This is a genomic window from Nocardia amamiensis (assembly GCF_015477605.1).
Classification (GTDB): Bacteria; Actinomycetota; Actinomycetes; order Mycobacteriales; family Mycobacteriaceae; genus Nocardia; species Nocardia amamiensis_A.
Genome location: NZ_JADLQX010000005.1, coordinates 114,444 through 130,961, shown reverse-complemented (window position 1 = coordinate 130,961; position 16,518 = coordinate 114,444). Strand labels below are relative to the sequence as shown.

At 69.2% G+C, this 16,518-nt stretch carries 10 protein-coding genes; 6 read left to right on the top strand and 4 right to left on the bottom strand.

What is annotated here, in order from left to right; genetic code table 11:
- Positions 1-37 precede the first annotated feature (37 nt).
- On the bottom strand, positions 38-1,858 hold the full coding sequence (gene eccA / locus IU459_RS08770; protein WP_195128977.1) for a type VII secretion AAA-ATPase EccA: 1,821 nt from the start codon (positions 1,856-1,858) through the stop codon (positions 38-40).
- A gap of 121 nt (positions 1,859-1,979) precedes the next feature.
- Here eccA and eccD point away from each other — a divergent pair, with 121 nt between their 5' ends.
- The 3 genes from eccD to eccCa are packed head-to-tail and all read left to right on the top strand — an operon-like array spanning position 1,980 to position 8,979.
- Positions 1,980-3,452, top strand: coding sequence for a type VII secretion integral membrane protein EccD (gene eccD, locus IU459_RS08765; protein WP_195128976.1), 1,473 nt, complete (start codon positions 1,980-1,982; stop codon positions 3,450-3,452).
- A 19-nt stretch (positions 3,453-3,471) separates the two neighbouring features.
- Positions 3,472-4,875, top strand: a complete 1,404-nt coding sequence (gene mycP / locus IU459_RS08760; RefSeq protein WP_195128975.1) for a type VII secretion-associated serine protease mycosin — start codon at positions 3,472-3,474, stop codon at positions 4,873-4,875.
- Positions 4,876-4,878: 3 nt separating this feature from the next.
- Positions 4,879-8,979, top strand: a complete 4,101-nt coding sequence (eccCa, locus tag IU459_RS08755) for a type VII secretion protein EccCa (RefSeq protein WP_195128974.1) — start codon at positions 4,879-4,881, stop codon at positions 8,977-8,979.
- Positions 8,980-8,990: 11 nt separating this feature from the next.
- Here the strand turns inward: eccCa and IU459_RS08750 are convergent, their stop codons facing one another.
- A complete protein-coding gene (locus tag IU459_RS08750) occupies positions 8,991-9,596 on the bottom strand; it encodes a GNAT family N-acetyltransferase (protein ID WP_195128973.1) in 606 nt (201 codons plus the stop codon).
- Between the two features lie 3 nt (positions 9,597-9,599).
- Positions 9,600-10,403, bottom strand: coding sequence for a GntR family transcriptional regulator (locus IU459_RS08745; protein ID WP_195128972.1), 804 nt, complete (start codon positions 10,401-10,403; stop codon positions 9,600-9,602).
- Positions 10,404-10,642: 239 nt separating this feature from the next.
- Here IU459_RS08745 and IU459_RS08740 point away from each other — a divergent pair, with 239 nt between their 5' ends.
- The gene (locus IU459_RS08740; RefSeq protein ID WP_228837616.1) at positions 10,643-11,074 is read left to right on the top strand and encodes a DUF4254 domain-containing protein; all 432 of its coding nucleotides are present in this window, start codon (positions 10,643-10,645) and stop codon (positions 11,072-11,074) included.
- Between the two features lie 77 nt (positions 11,075-11,151).
- Here the strand turns inward: IU459_RS08740 and IU459_RS40475 are convergent, their stop codons facing one another.
- Positions 11,152-15,408 carry a nucleotide-binding protein gene (locus tag IU459_RS40475; RefSeq protein ID WP_440446473.1) on the bottom strand — a complete coding sequence of 1,419 codons (4,257 nt, stop codon included), beginning with the start codon at positions 15,406-15,408 and terminating at the stop codon, positions 11,152-11,154.
- Positions 15,409-15,911: 503 nt separating this feature from the next.
- On the opposite strand from IU459_RS40475, the gene infA reads away from it, so the two are divergent.
- Both infA and rpmJ read left to right on the top strand, forming a co-directional pair.
- Positions 15,912-16,133 (top strand): translation initiation factor IF-1, encoded by a 222-nt coding sequence (gene infA, locus IU459_RS08730; protein ID WP_003418601.1) that lies wholly within the window; start codon positions 15,912-15,914, stop codon positions 16,131-16,133.
- Positions 16,134-16,263: 130 nt separating this feature from the next.
- On the top strand, positions 16,264-16,377 hold the full coding sequence (gene rpmJ / locus IU459_RS08725; RefSeq protein ID WP_011207363.1) for a 50S ribosomal protein L36: 114 nt from the start codon (positions 16,264-16,266) through the stop codon (positions 16,375-16,377).
- The last annotated feature ends 141 nt before the right edge of the window (positions 16,378-16,518 follow it).

Sequence of the window (16,518 nt, the reverse complement as noted above, 5' to 3'; positions counted from 1 at the left end):
AACACGCAGTGCCGCAGGCACTGCAAATCAGACACCGCTACCGGTTCAGTGTGGCAAGCACATTCGTGAGGGCATTGGACATGTCGTCGGCCTCGATGCGCATGAGCACCACCTCGTCCAGGTCGGCCAGATCCAGGCTTTCGTCATTGGCCAGCCGGAACTCGCGCTCCTCCTCGGCCGCCTCGATCACGTTCCTGATGAAGCGGCCGTTGCCGGCGAGGTCGATGCCGCGGCGCGGCTGACCGCTCTGGTCGGTGCTCTCCTTCTCGTACAGCTCGGCGCAGGCGGCGACGAGCAGCGCCAGCGCCTCCTCGGAGACCTCCGAATCCCGCTTCCGCGCGATGAACTGGCCGATCTCGCCGAGCTCCTGCGGGGTGTAGGAGTCGAACTTCACCCGCTTGGCGAAGCGGGAGGCCAGACCGTCGTTGGCGGCGAGCAGCCGATCGATCTCGCCGTCGTAACCCGCGATGATCACCACGAGCCGGTCGCGATCGTCTTCCATCCTGGCCAGGAGCGTGTCGACCGCTTCGCGGCCGAACGCGTCGCCGCCCTGCAGGCCGGTCTGGATGAGCGTGTACGCCTCGTCGATGAACAGCACGCCGTCCATGGCGCTGTCGATCAGCTTGGAGGTCTTGATCGCGGTGCTGCCCAGGTGCTGTCCGACGAAATCGGCGCGCTTGGCTTCGACGAGATTGTCGGTCTTCAGCAAACCGAGCCCGCAATAGATCTTCGCGACCACCCTGGCGATGGTGGTCTTGCCGGTGCCCGGCGGCCCGGTGAAGGCCAGGTGCTGGCCGCGCGGCACGCTGGCCATGCCCTTCTGGGCGCGGATCTTGGCCAGTTGCGCAGTGGCCTGCAGCTTGGCCACCTGGGTCTTCACCGCGGCCAAGCCGATCTGCGCGTCGAGTTCGGCCCGCGCGGACTCGAGGATCTGTTTGGCCTTGTCGTCGCGCTCTTCGCGTCCGATCTGCTCCGCCGACGGCGCCGAGGTCGGATCCCAGCGGTTGGTGCGCGCGTCGATCTGCTCTTTCGTGGTCACCGTGATGCGGTACTTGCGGTCCCGCATGGCTTGGGTGTTGGCCTCGAAATCCGGCGCCTCGGAGAACACCTTCTCGAACAGCGCCTGCGCTTCGGCCTCGTTGCCGGTTTCCCGCAGGCACAGTCCGCGGCAGAACCGGGCGGTGGTCGCCGCGGCCGGGATCGGGCCCTGCTCGGCCTGCTCCATCCGGCGGATCGCCTCGCCGAACAGCCCGAGCTGGGCGCAGGCAGTGCCGACCATGACGTGCGCGGCGGCGGCCATGTACGGGTCTTCCCACTCCGCCGACCCGGCCAGCACGGTCATCACGTCGGGCCAGCGCTGGGTCTGATAGTGCAGCACCGCACGCACATAGGCGCAGATGCGGTCGTCGATCTCCTTATCGGGCTGGGAGAGCTGGGATTTGCGATGCGAGGCCAGCTCGTCGAGCACCCGTTCGGCCTCGTCGTAGTCCGCGTCGGCGATCAGCTGCGCGGCCTGGGCGAGCCAGATCTCGGTATAACTGGCCAGCGGATAGTCGATGTACTGACCGACCACGAATCGGCCCGCGAGTTCCCTAGGCCGCAGGCCAAGCCTGCGCTGCTCCCGAAAAAGCGTGGTCGAGCTGGTCTTATAGAGATTGAACAGAACTTCCCGGGTGACCTCGCCCGCGGCGGCGCGGCCGAGCCACGCGTCGCACATACCGGGATCCCACTCCGTCGCCCTGGTGAACGCAAGCTTCGCGTAGTCGAGATCGCGTGTGGATTCCTGCCCGTCGATACTGAGGCCCAATGACAAGACGCCGGCGTCGAAGGCGCGTTGTGCTTGGCGGTTGCCGGTCATGCGGGTAAGCCCCCAAAGCTTACGGTAATTGCGAGTTCTCGGTCAGCATACCGGGAGACAGCGGTATAGATTGGGTGCGTTGCCAAGCAAGACAGAGTCGACATAGGGAGTCTGCAAACTCGTGACCGAGTCGTCGACCAGCGGCTTGGGAGCCGCTGATCCGGAGCTGTGCCGAGTCTCGGTGATCGGCGGCAACACCCAGCTGGATCTGGGGCTGCCCGCGACGATTCCGATCGCCGCGTTCATCACCGACATCGTGGAACTGATCGAGTCCCGTACTCCCGACCTCACCGAGCACGACGAAGGCGCCCCGCTGCGCACCGAGCATTGGACCCTGGCCAGGATCGGGCGCGACCCGATTCCGCCGAACCAGACGCTGACCGACGCCGAGGTGTTCGACGGCGAGCTGCTGGTCTTGCGGTCGGTGACGGCGAAGGAGTCGCCCGCCCTGTTCGACGACGTGATCGACGCGGTGTCGCGGCTGACGGCCGAGTCGTTCCACAGCTGGTCACCGGTCGCGGCCCGGTGGATGGGCCTGATCACGGCGCTGGCCGGGGTGCTCGCCGCGATCGGTGTGCTGGCCGTGGCCAAGACCGACGGCGCGAGCATCGCGATCGGCTTCCTGCCCGCGGGCGCCGGGCTGGCCGCCGTGACCGCCGCGGTCATCGGCGTGCGGAAGTACCAGGCGACACTGGCCGCGACGCTGCTGTCGCTGTACGCGATCGCGTTGTTCTTCGCCGCCGCCGCGTTTTTCGTCCCCAACACGCTCGGCAGTCCGCATCTCTTGCTCGCCTCGGTCACGGCGCTGGTCGTAGCCGTGGTCGCCTACAGCGTCACGGGGGTCGGCGCGCTGCTGTGCGCGGCGGCGCTCACCACGGCCGCGTTCACGGGTTGCGCCGCGCTGGTGCGGATGGTGTGGGAAGTCGGAACGCCCAAGATCGCGTCGGGCGTGCTGGTCGCCGCGTTGATCATGATCACGATGGCGCCGCGGCTCGCGGTCGCGGCCGCGCGCCTGCCCGTCCCTCCGGTGCCCACCGCGGGCGGCGCGATCGACCCGGCCGATCACGAACCGCGCCCCACCATCGAGGACATCGGCGCGATCGGCGCCACCGCGCTGCCATCGGCGGCGGGTCTCGAACTGCGCGCGAAAGCCGCCAACCAGTACCAATCCGGCATCCTGCTGGGCAGCACGCTCGCCGCGACGGTCGGCGCGGTGCTCGCCGCCGATCCGCTCGGCGCGGCGCGCTGGCAGGGCATCGCACTGGCGGTGGTCGTCGGGCTGATCCTGTCCTTGCGCGGACGGGCATTCGCGGACCTGGTCCAGACCGGCACGCTGATCGCCGGTGGCGCGACCACGCTGGTCGCGGTCGGGGTCGCGGTCGCGGTCGGGCATCCGTCGTGGTTGGTGCCGATCGCGGGCATCCTGCTGGCTGTCGCGACGGCGATGGTCGGCTTCGGTGTCATCGCCCCGCACACCGAGATGTCGCCGGTGATGAGACGAGCCGGTGAGATCTTCGAATATCTGCTGATCGTCACCGTCGTGCCGCTGGTGCTGTGGATCATGGACTTGTACTCGGCGGCAAGAAACCTGTGATCGTGGAGTGGTTGTGGCGATGAGCGTTCCGCTACGGCTCACCGGGGTTGCGCTGGTGCTCGGTCTCAGCTGTCTCGCCCCGCCCGCCCCGGCCTCCGCCGCCGGGCCGCCCGTCATCGATGACGGCGCGCTGGGCGCGGCGATCGCGGTCAACGCCAGGGGCGGCCCGCCCGACGAGACCGAACAGCGCTCGGTGTGTGCCGAGCCGATGCTCGGCGGCGGCCCACCACGCGACGCACCGCTGCCGCAACGGATTCTGGAACTGCCCGCGGCCTGGGAGTTCAGCCGTGGCGGCGGACAGAAGGTCGCGGTGATCGATACCGGCGTGAACCGGCATCCGCGGCTGCCCGCGCTGCAGCCCGGCGGCGATTTCGTGGCCAACTCCGACGGCACCAGCGACTGCGACGGCCACGGCACGCTGGTCGCCGGCCTGATCGCGGCGCGGCCGAGCCCCGACGACGCGTTCTCCGGCGTCGCGCCCGACGCGGAGGTCCTGGCCATCCGGCAGCTGAGCCTGGCGTACGAGCCGAAAGACCGGGCCCGCTCGGAGGTGCCGGGAAAGATCGCCAGCGCCGGGTACGGCAATGTGCTGACCTTGGCCGCGGCGGTCGTGCGTGCGGTTGACCTGGGTGCGAGCGTGATCAACATCTCCGAGGTCGCCTGTTCGCCGACGGGCGCGGACCCGGCCGACGGCGCACTCGGCGCGGCCGTCAAATACGCCTACGATCGAAATGTGGTCGTGGTGGCCGCGGCCGGAAACATTCAGCAGGGTGGGGCATGTGATGGCCAGAACGAGGGGACAGGATGGGGCGCGGTGCGTACCGCGGTGAGTCCGGCCTGGTTCGCGCCCTACGTGCTCTCGGTCGCTTCGGTGGAGGCCGACGGCACCGTCTCGCCGTTTTCCATCCACGGTCCATGGGTGGGCGTCGCGGCCCCGGGACTCAATATCGTTTCGCTGGACAGCAAGCCGGGCGCTACCGGTCTGGTCGACTCGGTGCAGACCGCCGAGGGCGTCGGATCCATCGACGGGACCAGCTTTTCCAGCGCCTACGTGTCCGGGCTCGCCGCGCTGGTGCGCGCACGATTCCCGCAACTGTCGGCGCAGCAGGTGATCGACCGCATCACCCGAACCGCGCAGCAACCCGGTTCCGGACGCGACGACCGGATCGGCCACGGACTGATCGACCCGCTCGCCGCGCTGACCGCCCAGTTGCCCGAACGCCCGGTGAACGCGGGAGCCGATGTGGCGCGGCCGATTCCGCCGACTCCGCCGCCGCCCTATGTCGATCCCGCGCCGCGTCGCGTCGCGACCATTGGCGCCATCGTGCTGCTGTCGCTGCTCGGCATCGGATACGCGCTGTCCGTCCCGTTCCGCCGGGGCCGCGGCGTCGTCGACCCGGCGGAGACCGGAGAAGGACTGTAGGACATGGCTACCGAAGGTTTCGTGCGCAGGCCTCGCATCGCGCCGCCGCGGGCGCCCGGCGGCGAGGTCGCGCTGACCGCACCGCCGGAGATCGCCCGTCCGATACCGACCGGGCTGCTGATGAAGCTCATGCCGGTGGTGATGGTGGTCGCCGTGGTCGGCATGATCGCGATGATGGTCATGATGGGCCGCAGCCTGCTGGCCAATCCGTTCATGATGATGTTCCCGATGATGATGATCATGTCGATGGTCGGCATGATGGCGGGATACCGGGGCGGGGGCGGGCCGAAGAAGGCCGCGGAGCTCAACGAGGAACGCAAGGACTACTTCCGGTACCTGGACCAGGTGCGCAGGGACGTCCGCAAGACCGGGCGCGCGCAGCTCGACGCGCTGCTGTGGAGTCATCCGGACCCGGCCGATCTCCAGTCGCTGGTCGGCACCCGGCGCATGTGGGAGCGCCGCCCCAACGACCCGGATTTCGGGCACGTGCGCGTCGGCGTCGGCAGCCACCGGTTGGCGACCAAGCTGGCCAGGCCGGAGACGGGTCCGCTGGAGGATCTGGAGCCGGTGTCGACGGTGGCGCTGCGTCGTTTCGTGCGCACCCATTCGGTGGTGCACAACCTGCCGACCGCGATCTCGCTGCGTGCGTTCCCGGCCGTCAACATCGAGGGCGACCCGGCACAGACCCGCATGCTGGTGCGGTCGATGCTGATGGAGTTCACCGCGTTCCACGGACCCGACCACACCGCGGTCGCCATCATCTGCGGCGATCCCGACGGCGCGGCGTGGTCGTGGGCGAAGTGGCTTCCGCACCTGCAGCATCCGGTCGATCGCGACGGCATCGGATCGGCTCGCATGATGTACCGGTCGCTGGGCGAACTCGAAACCGCCATGGCCGCCGAGCTGCTCGAACGCGGCCGGTTCATGCGTAACGCGCAGCCGACCGTGGGCCGGATCCACCTACTCGTCATCATCGACGACGGTTTCGTCAGCGGAACCGAGCGGATCGTCAGCGACGCGGGCCTGGACTCGGTGACCGTGCTCGACCTCACCGCGCCGCAGACCGGTCTCGCCGTGCGCCGCGGCCTGCAACTGGTGGTCTCGGACGGGTGGGTCGCCGCGAAATCCGCTGCGGGCACCGAGCGATTCGCGACCGCGGACTCGGTGAGCCTGGCCGAAGCCGGCGCGCTGGCCCGCGACCTGGCCCGATACCGCGTCGCGACCGCGGCGCAGATCGTCAGCCTCGGTGACGAGACGCGCGCCGTCCCGGGTCTGATGGCGCTGCTGAAGATTCCGGACGCCGCCCAGATCGACCCGGCCGTGGTGTGGCGCCCGCGCAGCGACCGGGAGCGACTACGCGTGCCGATCGGCGTCACCCCGGACGGCACGCCGGTGGAGATCGACATCAAGGAGTCCGCCGAGAACGGCATGGGCCCGCACGGCTTGTGCATCGGCGCGACCGGCTCGGGTAAGTCCGAGTTCCTGCGCACCCTGGTGCTCTCGCTGGTCGCCACCCATTCGCCAGACCTGCTCAATCTCGTGCTGGTCGACTTCAAGGGCGGCGCGACCTTCCTCGGCCTGGAATCGCTGCCGCACGTCGCCGCGGTGATCACCAACCTCGAGGAAGAACTCTCGATGGTCGACCGCATGAAGGACGCGCTATCCGGCGAGATGAACCGGCGTCAGGAACTGCTGCGCTCGGCGGGCAATTTCGCCAACGTCACCGAGTACGAGAAGGCGCGCGCCGCAGGCGCCCAGCTCGACCCGCTGCCCGCGCTGTTCGTCGTGGTCGACGAGTTCTCCGAACTACTTTCGCAGAAGCCGGATTTCGCCGACCTGTTCGTGATGATCGGCCGCCTCGGCCGCTCGCTGCGGGTGCATCTGCTGCTGGCCTCGCAGCGCTTGGAAGAGAACAAGCTGCGCGGCCTGGACAGCCACCTGTCCTATCGCATCGGTCTGCGCACCTTCTCGGCCAACGAATCCCGCGCGGTGCTCGGTATCACCGATGCCTATCACCTCCCGAGCGTGCCCGGTTCGGCCTACCTGAAGAGCGACGCGGACGACCCGCTGCGGTTCAACGCGGCCTATGTGTCCGGGCCCTACGTTTCGCCACGCGGCAGCCAGCAGGTGGACGGCCGCGCGGTCGGCGGCCAGTCGCCGGTGGTGTTCACGGCGAGCACGGTGGAGCAGCCGGAGCAGGCCGCCCACCGCGAAAGTACCGCACCGCACGGGCTTCCCGAGCTTCCGCCGCCCCCTGGATCCCTCGAGCTGCCACCTCCGCCGGGCGAGCTCGACCTCGCGGAGGAACCGCTCGAGGTCGCCCGGCCGGTCGAGGCGGTGCCTGCGACCTTGCTGCAAGTGGTGGTCGGACGGCTGACCGGTCACGGCAGGCCCGCGCACGAGGTCTGGCTGCCGCCGCTGGACGAATCGCCCTCGGTGGACATGCTGCTGCCCGATCCGGACTGGAAGTCCCCGGTGAACCGGCACGGTCAGCTGTGGATGCCGATCGGTGTCATCGACAAGCCCTACGAGCAGCGCCGCGACGTGCTGGTCATCGATTTGTCCGGGGGGCAGGGCAATCTGGCCGTGGTCGGCGGTCCGCAGTCGGGCAAGTCGACCACCCTGCGTACGGTGATCATGGCCGCGGCGGCCACGCACACCCCCGAGCAGGTGCAGTTCTACTGTCTGGACTTCGGCGGCGGCACCCTGGCCGGCCTGGCCGACCTGCCGCACGTCGGTTCGGTCGCGGGACGGCTCGAGGTCGACCGGGTCCGGCGCACCGTCGCGGAGATGACCACGCTGCTGCACCAGCGCGAGGAACGCTTCCGTGAGCTGGGCATCGAGTCGATCCACGAGTTCCGCAGGCGCAAGGCGAAACTGGCCATGATGACCGAGACCGAGCGCGCCGCCGACCCGCTGTCGGAGGATCTGTTCGGCGACGTATTCGTGGTCGTCGACGGCTGGCCCACCATTCGCGCGGAATTCGACGTGCTGGAACCGGCGTTCAACGCGTTGGCCGCGCAGGGCCTGTCCTACGGCATCCACCTCATGGTCTCGGCCAATCGCTGGGCGGAGATCCGGCCGGCCGTCAAGGACCTCATCGGCACCCGGCTGGAGTTGCGCCTCGGTGACCCCGCGGATTCCGAGATGGACCGGCGCACCGCGGTGCTCGTCCCGATGGGACGTCCCGGCCGCGGCCTGACGCCCGACCGTCTGCACATGCTGATCGCGTTGCCGCGGCTGGATTCCGACTCCGATCCGCAGACCCTGCCCGAAGGCGTCGGCGCCGCCAAACAGCAGCTCAACGAGCTCTACGGGGGCAGGCGCGCCCCCGAGGTGCGGATGCTGCCCATGGAGATTCCGCGCGAACAGGTCCTCGCGGCGGCGCGTGCTCGTGGCATCGAACAGGGGCCGACCCGCGTGGTCGTCGGTCTCGGTGAGTCCGAATTGCAGCCGCTTGTCCTCGATTTCGGCGCACAACCGCATTTCATGGCCTTCGCCGACGTGGAATGCGGCAAGACCACCCTGCTGCGCAACATCGTGCTGGGCATCGCGGAGAACTCGACCGCCGACCAGGCCAGGGTGATCCTCATCGACTACCGGCGCACCATGCTCGGCGTGCTCGAAGGCGACCAGCTGGCCGGCTATTCGACGTCGTCGCAGACCTCGGTCGGCATGATCAAAGAAGTCGCCGGCTATCTCGCCAAACGGATTCCGGGTTCGGACATCACGCCGCAGCAGCTGCGGGAGCGCAGTTGGTGGAGCGGGCCGGAGATCTACATCGTCGTCGACGACTACGACATGGTCGCCGTCGGCCAGAATCCGCTGGAACCGCTGCTGGAATTCCTGCCCCAGGCACGCGATATCGGCATGCATCTCATCGTCACCCGGCGCTCCGGCGGCGCGTCGCGGGCCCTGTACGACAAGGTGCTCGGCCGGATGAAGGAGATCTCGGTCGACGCGCTGCTGATGAGCGCGCCCAAGGACGAGGGCAAATTCCTGGGCGACATCCGTTCGGCCAAGCTTCCACCGGGCCGGGGCACCCTCATCTCGCGCAGCAGGGAACCGGAGATGATCCAGATCGCCTATCTGCCGCCGCTCTAACCCGCGGCTGGTCAGTTGTTCGGTCGCGGTGGCCCCAGGATCACCGAATGGTCGGGACGGCCGATGGCGGGGACCGGCACGGGCCGCGCCTGATCCCAGCTGCCTGCCCTGCGCTCGAACAGCGCGCGGGAGGGCCCCCGCGCTGCCGGTCCCGCGATGCGGACCAGCCGGAATCCCGCCGAGCGGTAGTAGTCGTGCAGGCCGGTGTTGGTGGTCCAGGCGTCCAGGCGGACCCACTCGCGCCGCCGTTGGCGCGCAAGCGTTCCTGCGTGAGCGAGCATGTGATGGCCTACGTGCTGGCCGGCGAATCGCAGGTCGACGATCATGAAGTGGACGATCACCGCGTCGTCGAGTTCCCACCGCGACCACAGGCCGTTATCGGCGCGGTCGTTGACCGTGATGGTGCCCGCCGGTTCGCCCGCGACCTCGGCGATCCAGGTCTCGCCCGCGTCCAGCGATCGGCCGACCGCGCGAGCGAAGATCTCGATGGGCAGGCCGCGTCCGGCGACCGTCCACTGGTCGGAGCCGCGCGCGGTGAGCCACGCCGTGCGCTGGACACGCAGGCGGCAGATCATGCCGAGATCGCCGAGCGTCGCTTGGCGGAGCACGATCGTCATGGTTTACGCGGGACCGAGCCGGTGCGACCTGGCGAGCGTGGCCCGGATCACGGCCGTGCCTTCGGTGTCGCCGAGCTCGTAGGCCAGGCGATTGCCGGTGGCGAGCGAGCGATGTCGGGTGGCGCGGGTGACTCTTTCGTGGTTGGCGCCGATCCGCAGGTGGTCGAGCAGGACGGTGCCCGACGCTACGCCGAGCACGATGGCTTCCTCCGCGGTGGCGGGCCGGGCGACGAGCGTGTCGCGGTGCGCGGTCTCCGCATGGCCGCGGTCGGCGAGGCGGCGAGTGGTGCCTTCCGGAATATCGTGCGGTGAGTCGATTCCGGTGGCCTCGGCCAGATCTCGGGGATAGAAGCTGACCTCCCAGGACCAGGGCTCATGGTTGAGATACTGCACCACCGTCCTGGCCAGTACCCAGGAGTCCGGCGGCACGCCGAGCCAGGACGCCACCTCGCGGCTGGCGGGCTCCATCTTCGCGCTGAACTCCTTCGACGGCTCCCGGTTCGCGGCCCGCGCGATCTCCTCGAAGATGTCGTGCTCGGTCTTCGGCCGGCCCGGCCGGATATGGTCGGTGACAACGGATTCCAGCACTTCCTGGCTGCGCACGATGGTGCCGCGGGAAGTAGCGGTGTAGACGAGGTTTTCGGTCACCAATACCTGGATGGCATTGCGGGCGGTGGTAATCGAGACCTGCATTTGATCGGCGAGCTCGGAATGACTGGGCAGTCGATCGCCCGGCTTCCACTTGGCTGCGCGGATCTCCTCGCGGAGGAGGTCTGCGATCCGGTGATACGTCGGACCGTCCGCCATCTTGCTCCTCGGTTGGTCATGCAGGTAACGAAGTGTACTCTTCGTGACTCCCTACGGCCGGGTAACGCTTGACAGGCGACTTCAGAGGTTTATTGTAATGAACGTCCTGATCCGGTGTTGTGCGGCGATGACGGCGAGGCAACGTGGCAGGTTCGGATACAACGGTCGTAATGGCCCTCCCCGGCACACCGAGGTGTGTCGATCCTTCAGCGCGTGCTTCGGCACCGGGACTACTTCCTATGTCCGATCTACTAGTTCGGGCGTGTCGCGGCCACCGCGTGGTCGGCGGTCCGCTGCTCTGGTTCGCCCGTGACCTGGCGGTGCTTCATGAACGCCGGCTCGTCGGGCGTGGCGGTTCGGTGGACACCTCCATCGCGGTGATCCGCGAAATCGAGCGTCGCAGAATCGAGTTGGTGATGGCGATCGACGACTGGGTGATGCGCAGCGTGCCGCAGCATCGGCTCGGCGCCACCTTGCACACCGAGACCGTTGGCGCGGTGATCGACCGGCTCGCCGAGTCGTCGGTGCGGGCGCACCACGCGTTGATGACGTTGGACGCGCACGACGATCTGCTGCACAACGCCTGGCATCATCTCGCCGAACTCGCCGACGCCTACGACGATCTGGTGCGCGATGTCCTGGCGGGCCGACGGCGTCTACCCGAGTGGTGAGCTGACTCCCGCACGCCGTGCGACCACCGCACGCCGTCCGACCACCGCACGCCGTCCGGGGCAGGCTCCGGCTGGCGTCACGGGCGGTAGCGGCGGTGATCGGTGGCGAAATCGTCGGCGACGGTCGCGGCCAATTCGACATAGGCCCGCTTGGTCTGCTTGTGCAGCCGGTGCAGGTCGATCTCGGCGCCCTCGGACAGGTGCTGGTCGTACGGAATGATATGCACCGCGCGGCAACGCGACAGGAAGTATTCGCGCAGCTGCTGGACGCCGACATTCGGTGACCCCTCACGCGGCAGGTTGATCACCACCACCGCATTGCGGACCAGGTGATCGTGGCCGTGCAGCGATAGCCAGTCCAGTGTGGCGGCGGCGCTGCGGGCGCCATCGATCGCCGCCGAGGAGATCAGCACCAGCGAATGCGCCAAGTCGAGCACCCCGGTCATCGCCGAATGCATCAGGCCGGTACCGCAGTCGGTGAGGATGATGTTATAGAACCGCTGCAGGATGCCGGCCACCGCGCGGTATTCCTCGTCGCTGAATGCCTCCGAGGCGGCTGGATCTCGTTCGCTGGCGAGCACTTCCAGTCGGCTGGTGCCTTGCGAGGTGTGTCTGCGCACGTCCGAGTACCGCTGGATCGAGGAATCGAGCAGCAGGTCGCGCACGGTGGAGCGGGTTTGCAGCGGCACCCGCTGCGACAGCGTGCCGAAGTCCGGGTTGGCGTCCACCGCGATCACCCGGTCGCCACGGATCGACGCGAAGATCGACCCGAGACCCATTGTGGTGGTGGTCTTTCCGACACCGCCCTTGAGCGAGAGCACCGCGATGCGGTAATCGCCGCGGACCGGCTGCCGAATCCGCGCCACGAGTTCCTGCAGTCTGCGTTCCTCGGCGGACATGCCCGGGTTGATCGCGCCGCCGGACATGTGGTGCACGGCCTTGCGCCATCCGGATCCCGGCGCCCGCTTGGCCCGCCGCAACGGCACATCGTCCAGCGAAGGCTGCTGGAATGGCGTCCCCGATCGGTGATTCGGCTGCTGGGCAGGGGGCTGAGCGTAACCCTGCGGATGGCCCCATTGCTGGCCACCCGCCTGCGCGGCTTGTCCGTAGTCCTGGGGTTCGGGATGCTGCTGCCGCGCGGGGGGTGCGGAATAGGGCGCCGCCTGGCTGCCCTGCGTGGGGTTCTGCTCGGCGACATGGCGCCATTGGTCCGCAGGTTCGCCGACCGGTGCCTGTCCACCCGCGAACGGGGCACGGTGCCCAGTGGAATCGGCCGGTGCGGTGCCGGCGTGCCGGGCGGTATCGCGCCAGTCGTCGGTGGGAGCCTGTTGCGGCGGAACTGGTGCCGGAGCACCACCGGACTGCGGTGCGTAACCCGGATATTCGGTGGCGAAGTCGGCCGGAGCATGTGGACCCGGCGCGACGTTGCCCACCTCGCGGTGCGGCATCTGCTGGGTTACCGGCTGCTGATCGAAAGCTTGCGCCTGATCCACCGGGGCTTGGGCGACCGGCAGTTCGCTCGTCTCGGTGGGCAACCGATGTCGTCCGCCGACCGGCCGTGCCGAGGCGGCGCCGACTTCCGCGGCGCTCGTCCAGCCCGACGCCGCGACGCCCAGATCGCTTTGCGGACGTGGCGGATTCGCCGCTGCTCCCGGTTGCCCGGTCGCCTCGTTGGTCGGCGCTATGCCTTGCGGCGCTATGCCTTGCAGCCCGGTGCCCTGTGGCGCGGTGCCTTGCGGCGCGGTGGTGCCTTGCGGCGCTATGCCTTGCGGCGAGGTGCCTTGCGGCGCTATGCCTTGCTGCGCGGTGCTTTGCGGCGAGGTGCCTTGCGGCGCTATGCCTTGCTGCGCGGTGCTTTGCGGCCCGGTGCCCTGGGGCGAAATGCTTTGCGGCGCGGTGCCTTGCGGCGCGGTGCTCGACGGGCTACCGGTCGCGTACGGATTTTCGGGCGCCGATGGCACGGCACCGATCCCGCCGTGCGCGGCGTGGGGAGCGGTAGCGGACGGCGACGCCGCCGAAGCCGGTTCGGTTCCGGTGCGTTCCGCGGGTGACAGGTTAGAGGCCGGTCGGCGATCGGCGCGTACCCGCGGTTCGGATGCGGCATCCGATGCTGAGTTCTCGGCGGACGTCCGGGCGCCTGCCCGACCAGCCTGCGCCGCAGTCTCGTTCGGCGCGGGTGGAAGACCTGGTCGGCCCGCCTGTTCCGGCGCGGTATGCCCGAGCCAGGGCGGCGGCCCCTCTCCATCGCGTGCGGTCGGTCGCCGCTCCTCGTGCGGTGGCGTCGCCGTCGGCACGCCGGGTGCACCACCATGCGGGCGCTCGTGCGGCGCGGGCGGGTCGGGCAGCGGCGGGAGGCGGCGCGGAGTGCCAGTCGTCGAGTTAGCCGCCTGCCCGGGCGGCGGTGCGGCGAGCCAGGGTGGCGGACCGTCGGAGCCCGCCGTGGTGAGAGCCCCGGTAGACGCGGACGAAGACGACGCGGCCTGAGATGTCGGCGTCGCGGGACCGACCGGCGGCGTCGCGGACTGATCACCCGCCGGGTGTGTCCGGTCCGCGGAGGCAGGCTGATCACCCGACGCTACGGATCCGCTCGAATCGGTGTCCGACACGGCGGGCTGGTCCCCGGTCGCGACCGGCCGAACATCGGCAGGTGGGGCGAGAGCGTCCGCACCGGTAGGCGGCGTCTGCCCGCGGACTGGCGGCATGGCGTCGTTCGCATGCGGTCCGACCTGATCATCGGCTTCCGCACTCGGCGACGCATCCGAATGCTCGCCCAGTTGTGGCGCGCCATGGCTTCCAGCGGTCGCCGGAGTCGCGGAGCGCTCGCCGTGCGACTGCGCCGCCGAGCTTCCGCCGGTGGGCGGCACCGCCCGTTCGGTGCCGGACGTGGAACCCTCGCCGATTGGCATCGCCGCTGGGCGTCCGGACTGCGAGGCCGTGGGGTCCGCGCCGGTGGCCGGGCTTCCGGCGGTCGGTCCCGACGCCGGATCGCTCGAGTGCCCTGCCTGGTCGCCTGTCGGAGCGGACCCGGCATGGGGCTGGACCCCTGCATTTTCGCCGGTGGGTGCTGGGCCGTATCCGGTCTGCAGGGCGGAATGCTCATCTGCCGGTGGCCCGAGCGGGGCTCCGCCGGTGTACGGCACCGGAGGGATGGTCCAAGTCGGCGTCGCATGTTGCTCGCCGGTGGGGGGTGTCAGGTGCGTCCGATCCTGGTGGATCGTGGGATCCGCGCTGGTCGAAGTTGCGCCGGTGGGGGGAGCCATCCGATCGGCGCCAGTGGGCGCCCCGCGATATTCGCCGGCCGGAACCGCCTGATGATTTCCGGCCTGCCACGCCGCGTGGTCTGCACTGGTCTGCGGTGTGCCGGGATGCCTGCCTTGTGGAGGCACGGCTGACCGGTCATCGGCAGGCACTGCCGGGTGGGCACTGGTCGGCCACGTCTGGTTCGGATCGGTCGGCGGCATTGCCGGATGCTGGTTGCCCGGCCCGGTGTTCGGGTTCGCACCGGTCTGGCCCCCGCCCGTGCGCGGTGCGACAGGACTCCCATCGATCGGTGGCGCGGACATCTGGTTGGTCTGCGGCGTGGTCGGCCAGTGACTCGGCCGCACGGCGGAAAGCGCGGCGTCGAGCCGGGGATTGCCGGTGGACGGCCACTGGCTCGGTTGCGGGTCGAGCGGGGGCCGATCCGGTCCGGCGGCCCGGCCGCCTGCGCCCTCGCCGGTCGACGGTCCGGGGTACTCGCGGTTCGGCGCGGGACCGGGCCGTTCGTCGTCCGGCTGCCGCGGCTGGTCCGGCAGTGGTGGCGGCGGCAGATCCGGCCTGCCTGCCTGCTGCGGCGCCGACCAGTTGTTCGACACCGGCGCTTCGGCGTCGCGGCTGCCCAGTGGCTGGAACCCCGGCGAGGGCTGTGAAGGGTTGCGGGTGGGCAGCGCCTGCGGCCCAGCGTCGGTGCGCTGGGACGGGACCCGCCACTCGCCGTCCGGCGGCGGCGGTGCCTGCTCGTAGGTGGGCTGCTGCCACGAATCCTGCGGTAGCGGAGCCGGCGCAGGCCCGTCCGGTGCGGGCGCGGGCCGCGGCGCGCTCTGCTGCACTCCCTCATCGGATGGTTCGTGCTTGTCGCGGCGCCAGCCTTTGCGGCGCTTGTCGGGACGCGCGGCTTCGGGACGCTCCGGTTCCGACGCCCGGTTTTTGAACCGGCCGCGTCTGCGGCTCGGCGCTTCCTCGATGAGCTCGTCGTGCGGGAGGTTCTGTACCGGTGCTTCGTAGCCGGCCTGTGTGACGTCGCTCTCGGACAGCCACGGCGGCAGCATGGGCAGGTCGTTGTTGTTACGGCTCACGACTTCGCCTCGCTAGCGTTCGGCTCGGCCGGGATCGTGGGCGCTGTGTTCCTTGCTCGCGCGCTATGCTCGGCCACGACGCCGCCATGACAAAAGGGCGCCGTGCTCATAGCTTGCTCGCGGCGCGCGCTCACGCCTGCGCCTCGCTGGCGCTCGGCTCCGGCGCGAGCGCGCGTTCGGCTGTGCCCATTGTTCGCTCGCTGCGCTCGCTCATGCGTCCCCCTCGATCTGCTCGACCCAAATACCTGGACAGCGGCCAGTTTACGCGACAACAAGCCGCCGTCGCGGCGCAGCACCCGGCCCTCGCCAGGGGTGGGAAGATGGCTGCGAAACCCCTGGCGACGGGGGTATACAGGGAGGCATTTTTGCCCGATCCGGAACTGATCGGTAAGCTGGAGCGGCGGTGCACCCAGGCGCCGCCTGTTTGTGTGCGAGCGGTCGGTCCACGCAAGCAGACGTCAGGCAGACAAACCAGGTTGAGCGTAACCGGGATCGCGGAGGACATGGCGAAAAAAGACGGGGCCATCGAGGTCGAGGGTCGAGTTGTCGAACCGCTGCCCAATGCGATGTTCCGGATCGAGCTCGAGAACGGGCACAAGGTTCTCGCGCACATCAGCGGGAAGATGCGGCAGCACTACATTCGCATCCTCCCCGAGGACCGTGTGGTCGTCGAGCTCTCGCCCTACGACCTGTCGCGTGGCCGGATCGTATACCGCTACAAGTGAATCGAGTGGGCGACCCCTGCTCACGCAGAGCGTTCGCCCATGTCGATTCAGGTGTAAAGAGACTTCCCCAGTCGCCGACTGGGGAAAAACTGTGTTCACACCCGTGTGAACCACAACAGATTGGACGGACGTGAAGGTTCAGCCGAGCGTCAAGAAGATCTGCGAGAAGTGCAAGGTGATCCGCCGCCACGGCCGGGTCATGGTGATCTGCGACAACCTGCGCCACAAGCAGCGCCAGGGCTGAGCGGAGGCGAGGGCTTCCTCGTACCACCGGCCGGAGGCTTGCCGACGGCGCCGCTCGACGCGACACCAGCCAAGCACCGAACCGCAGTTCGGATTGGCAAGAAGAACTCCCAGCACCAGCCGCACGCTGCGGAAATTCAGG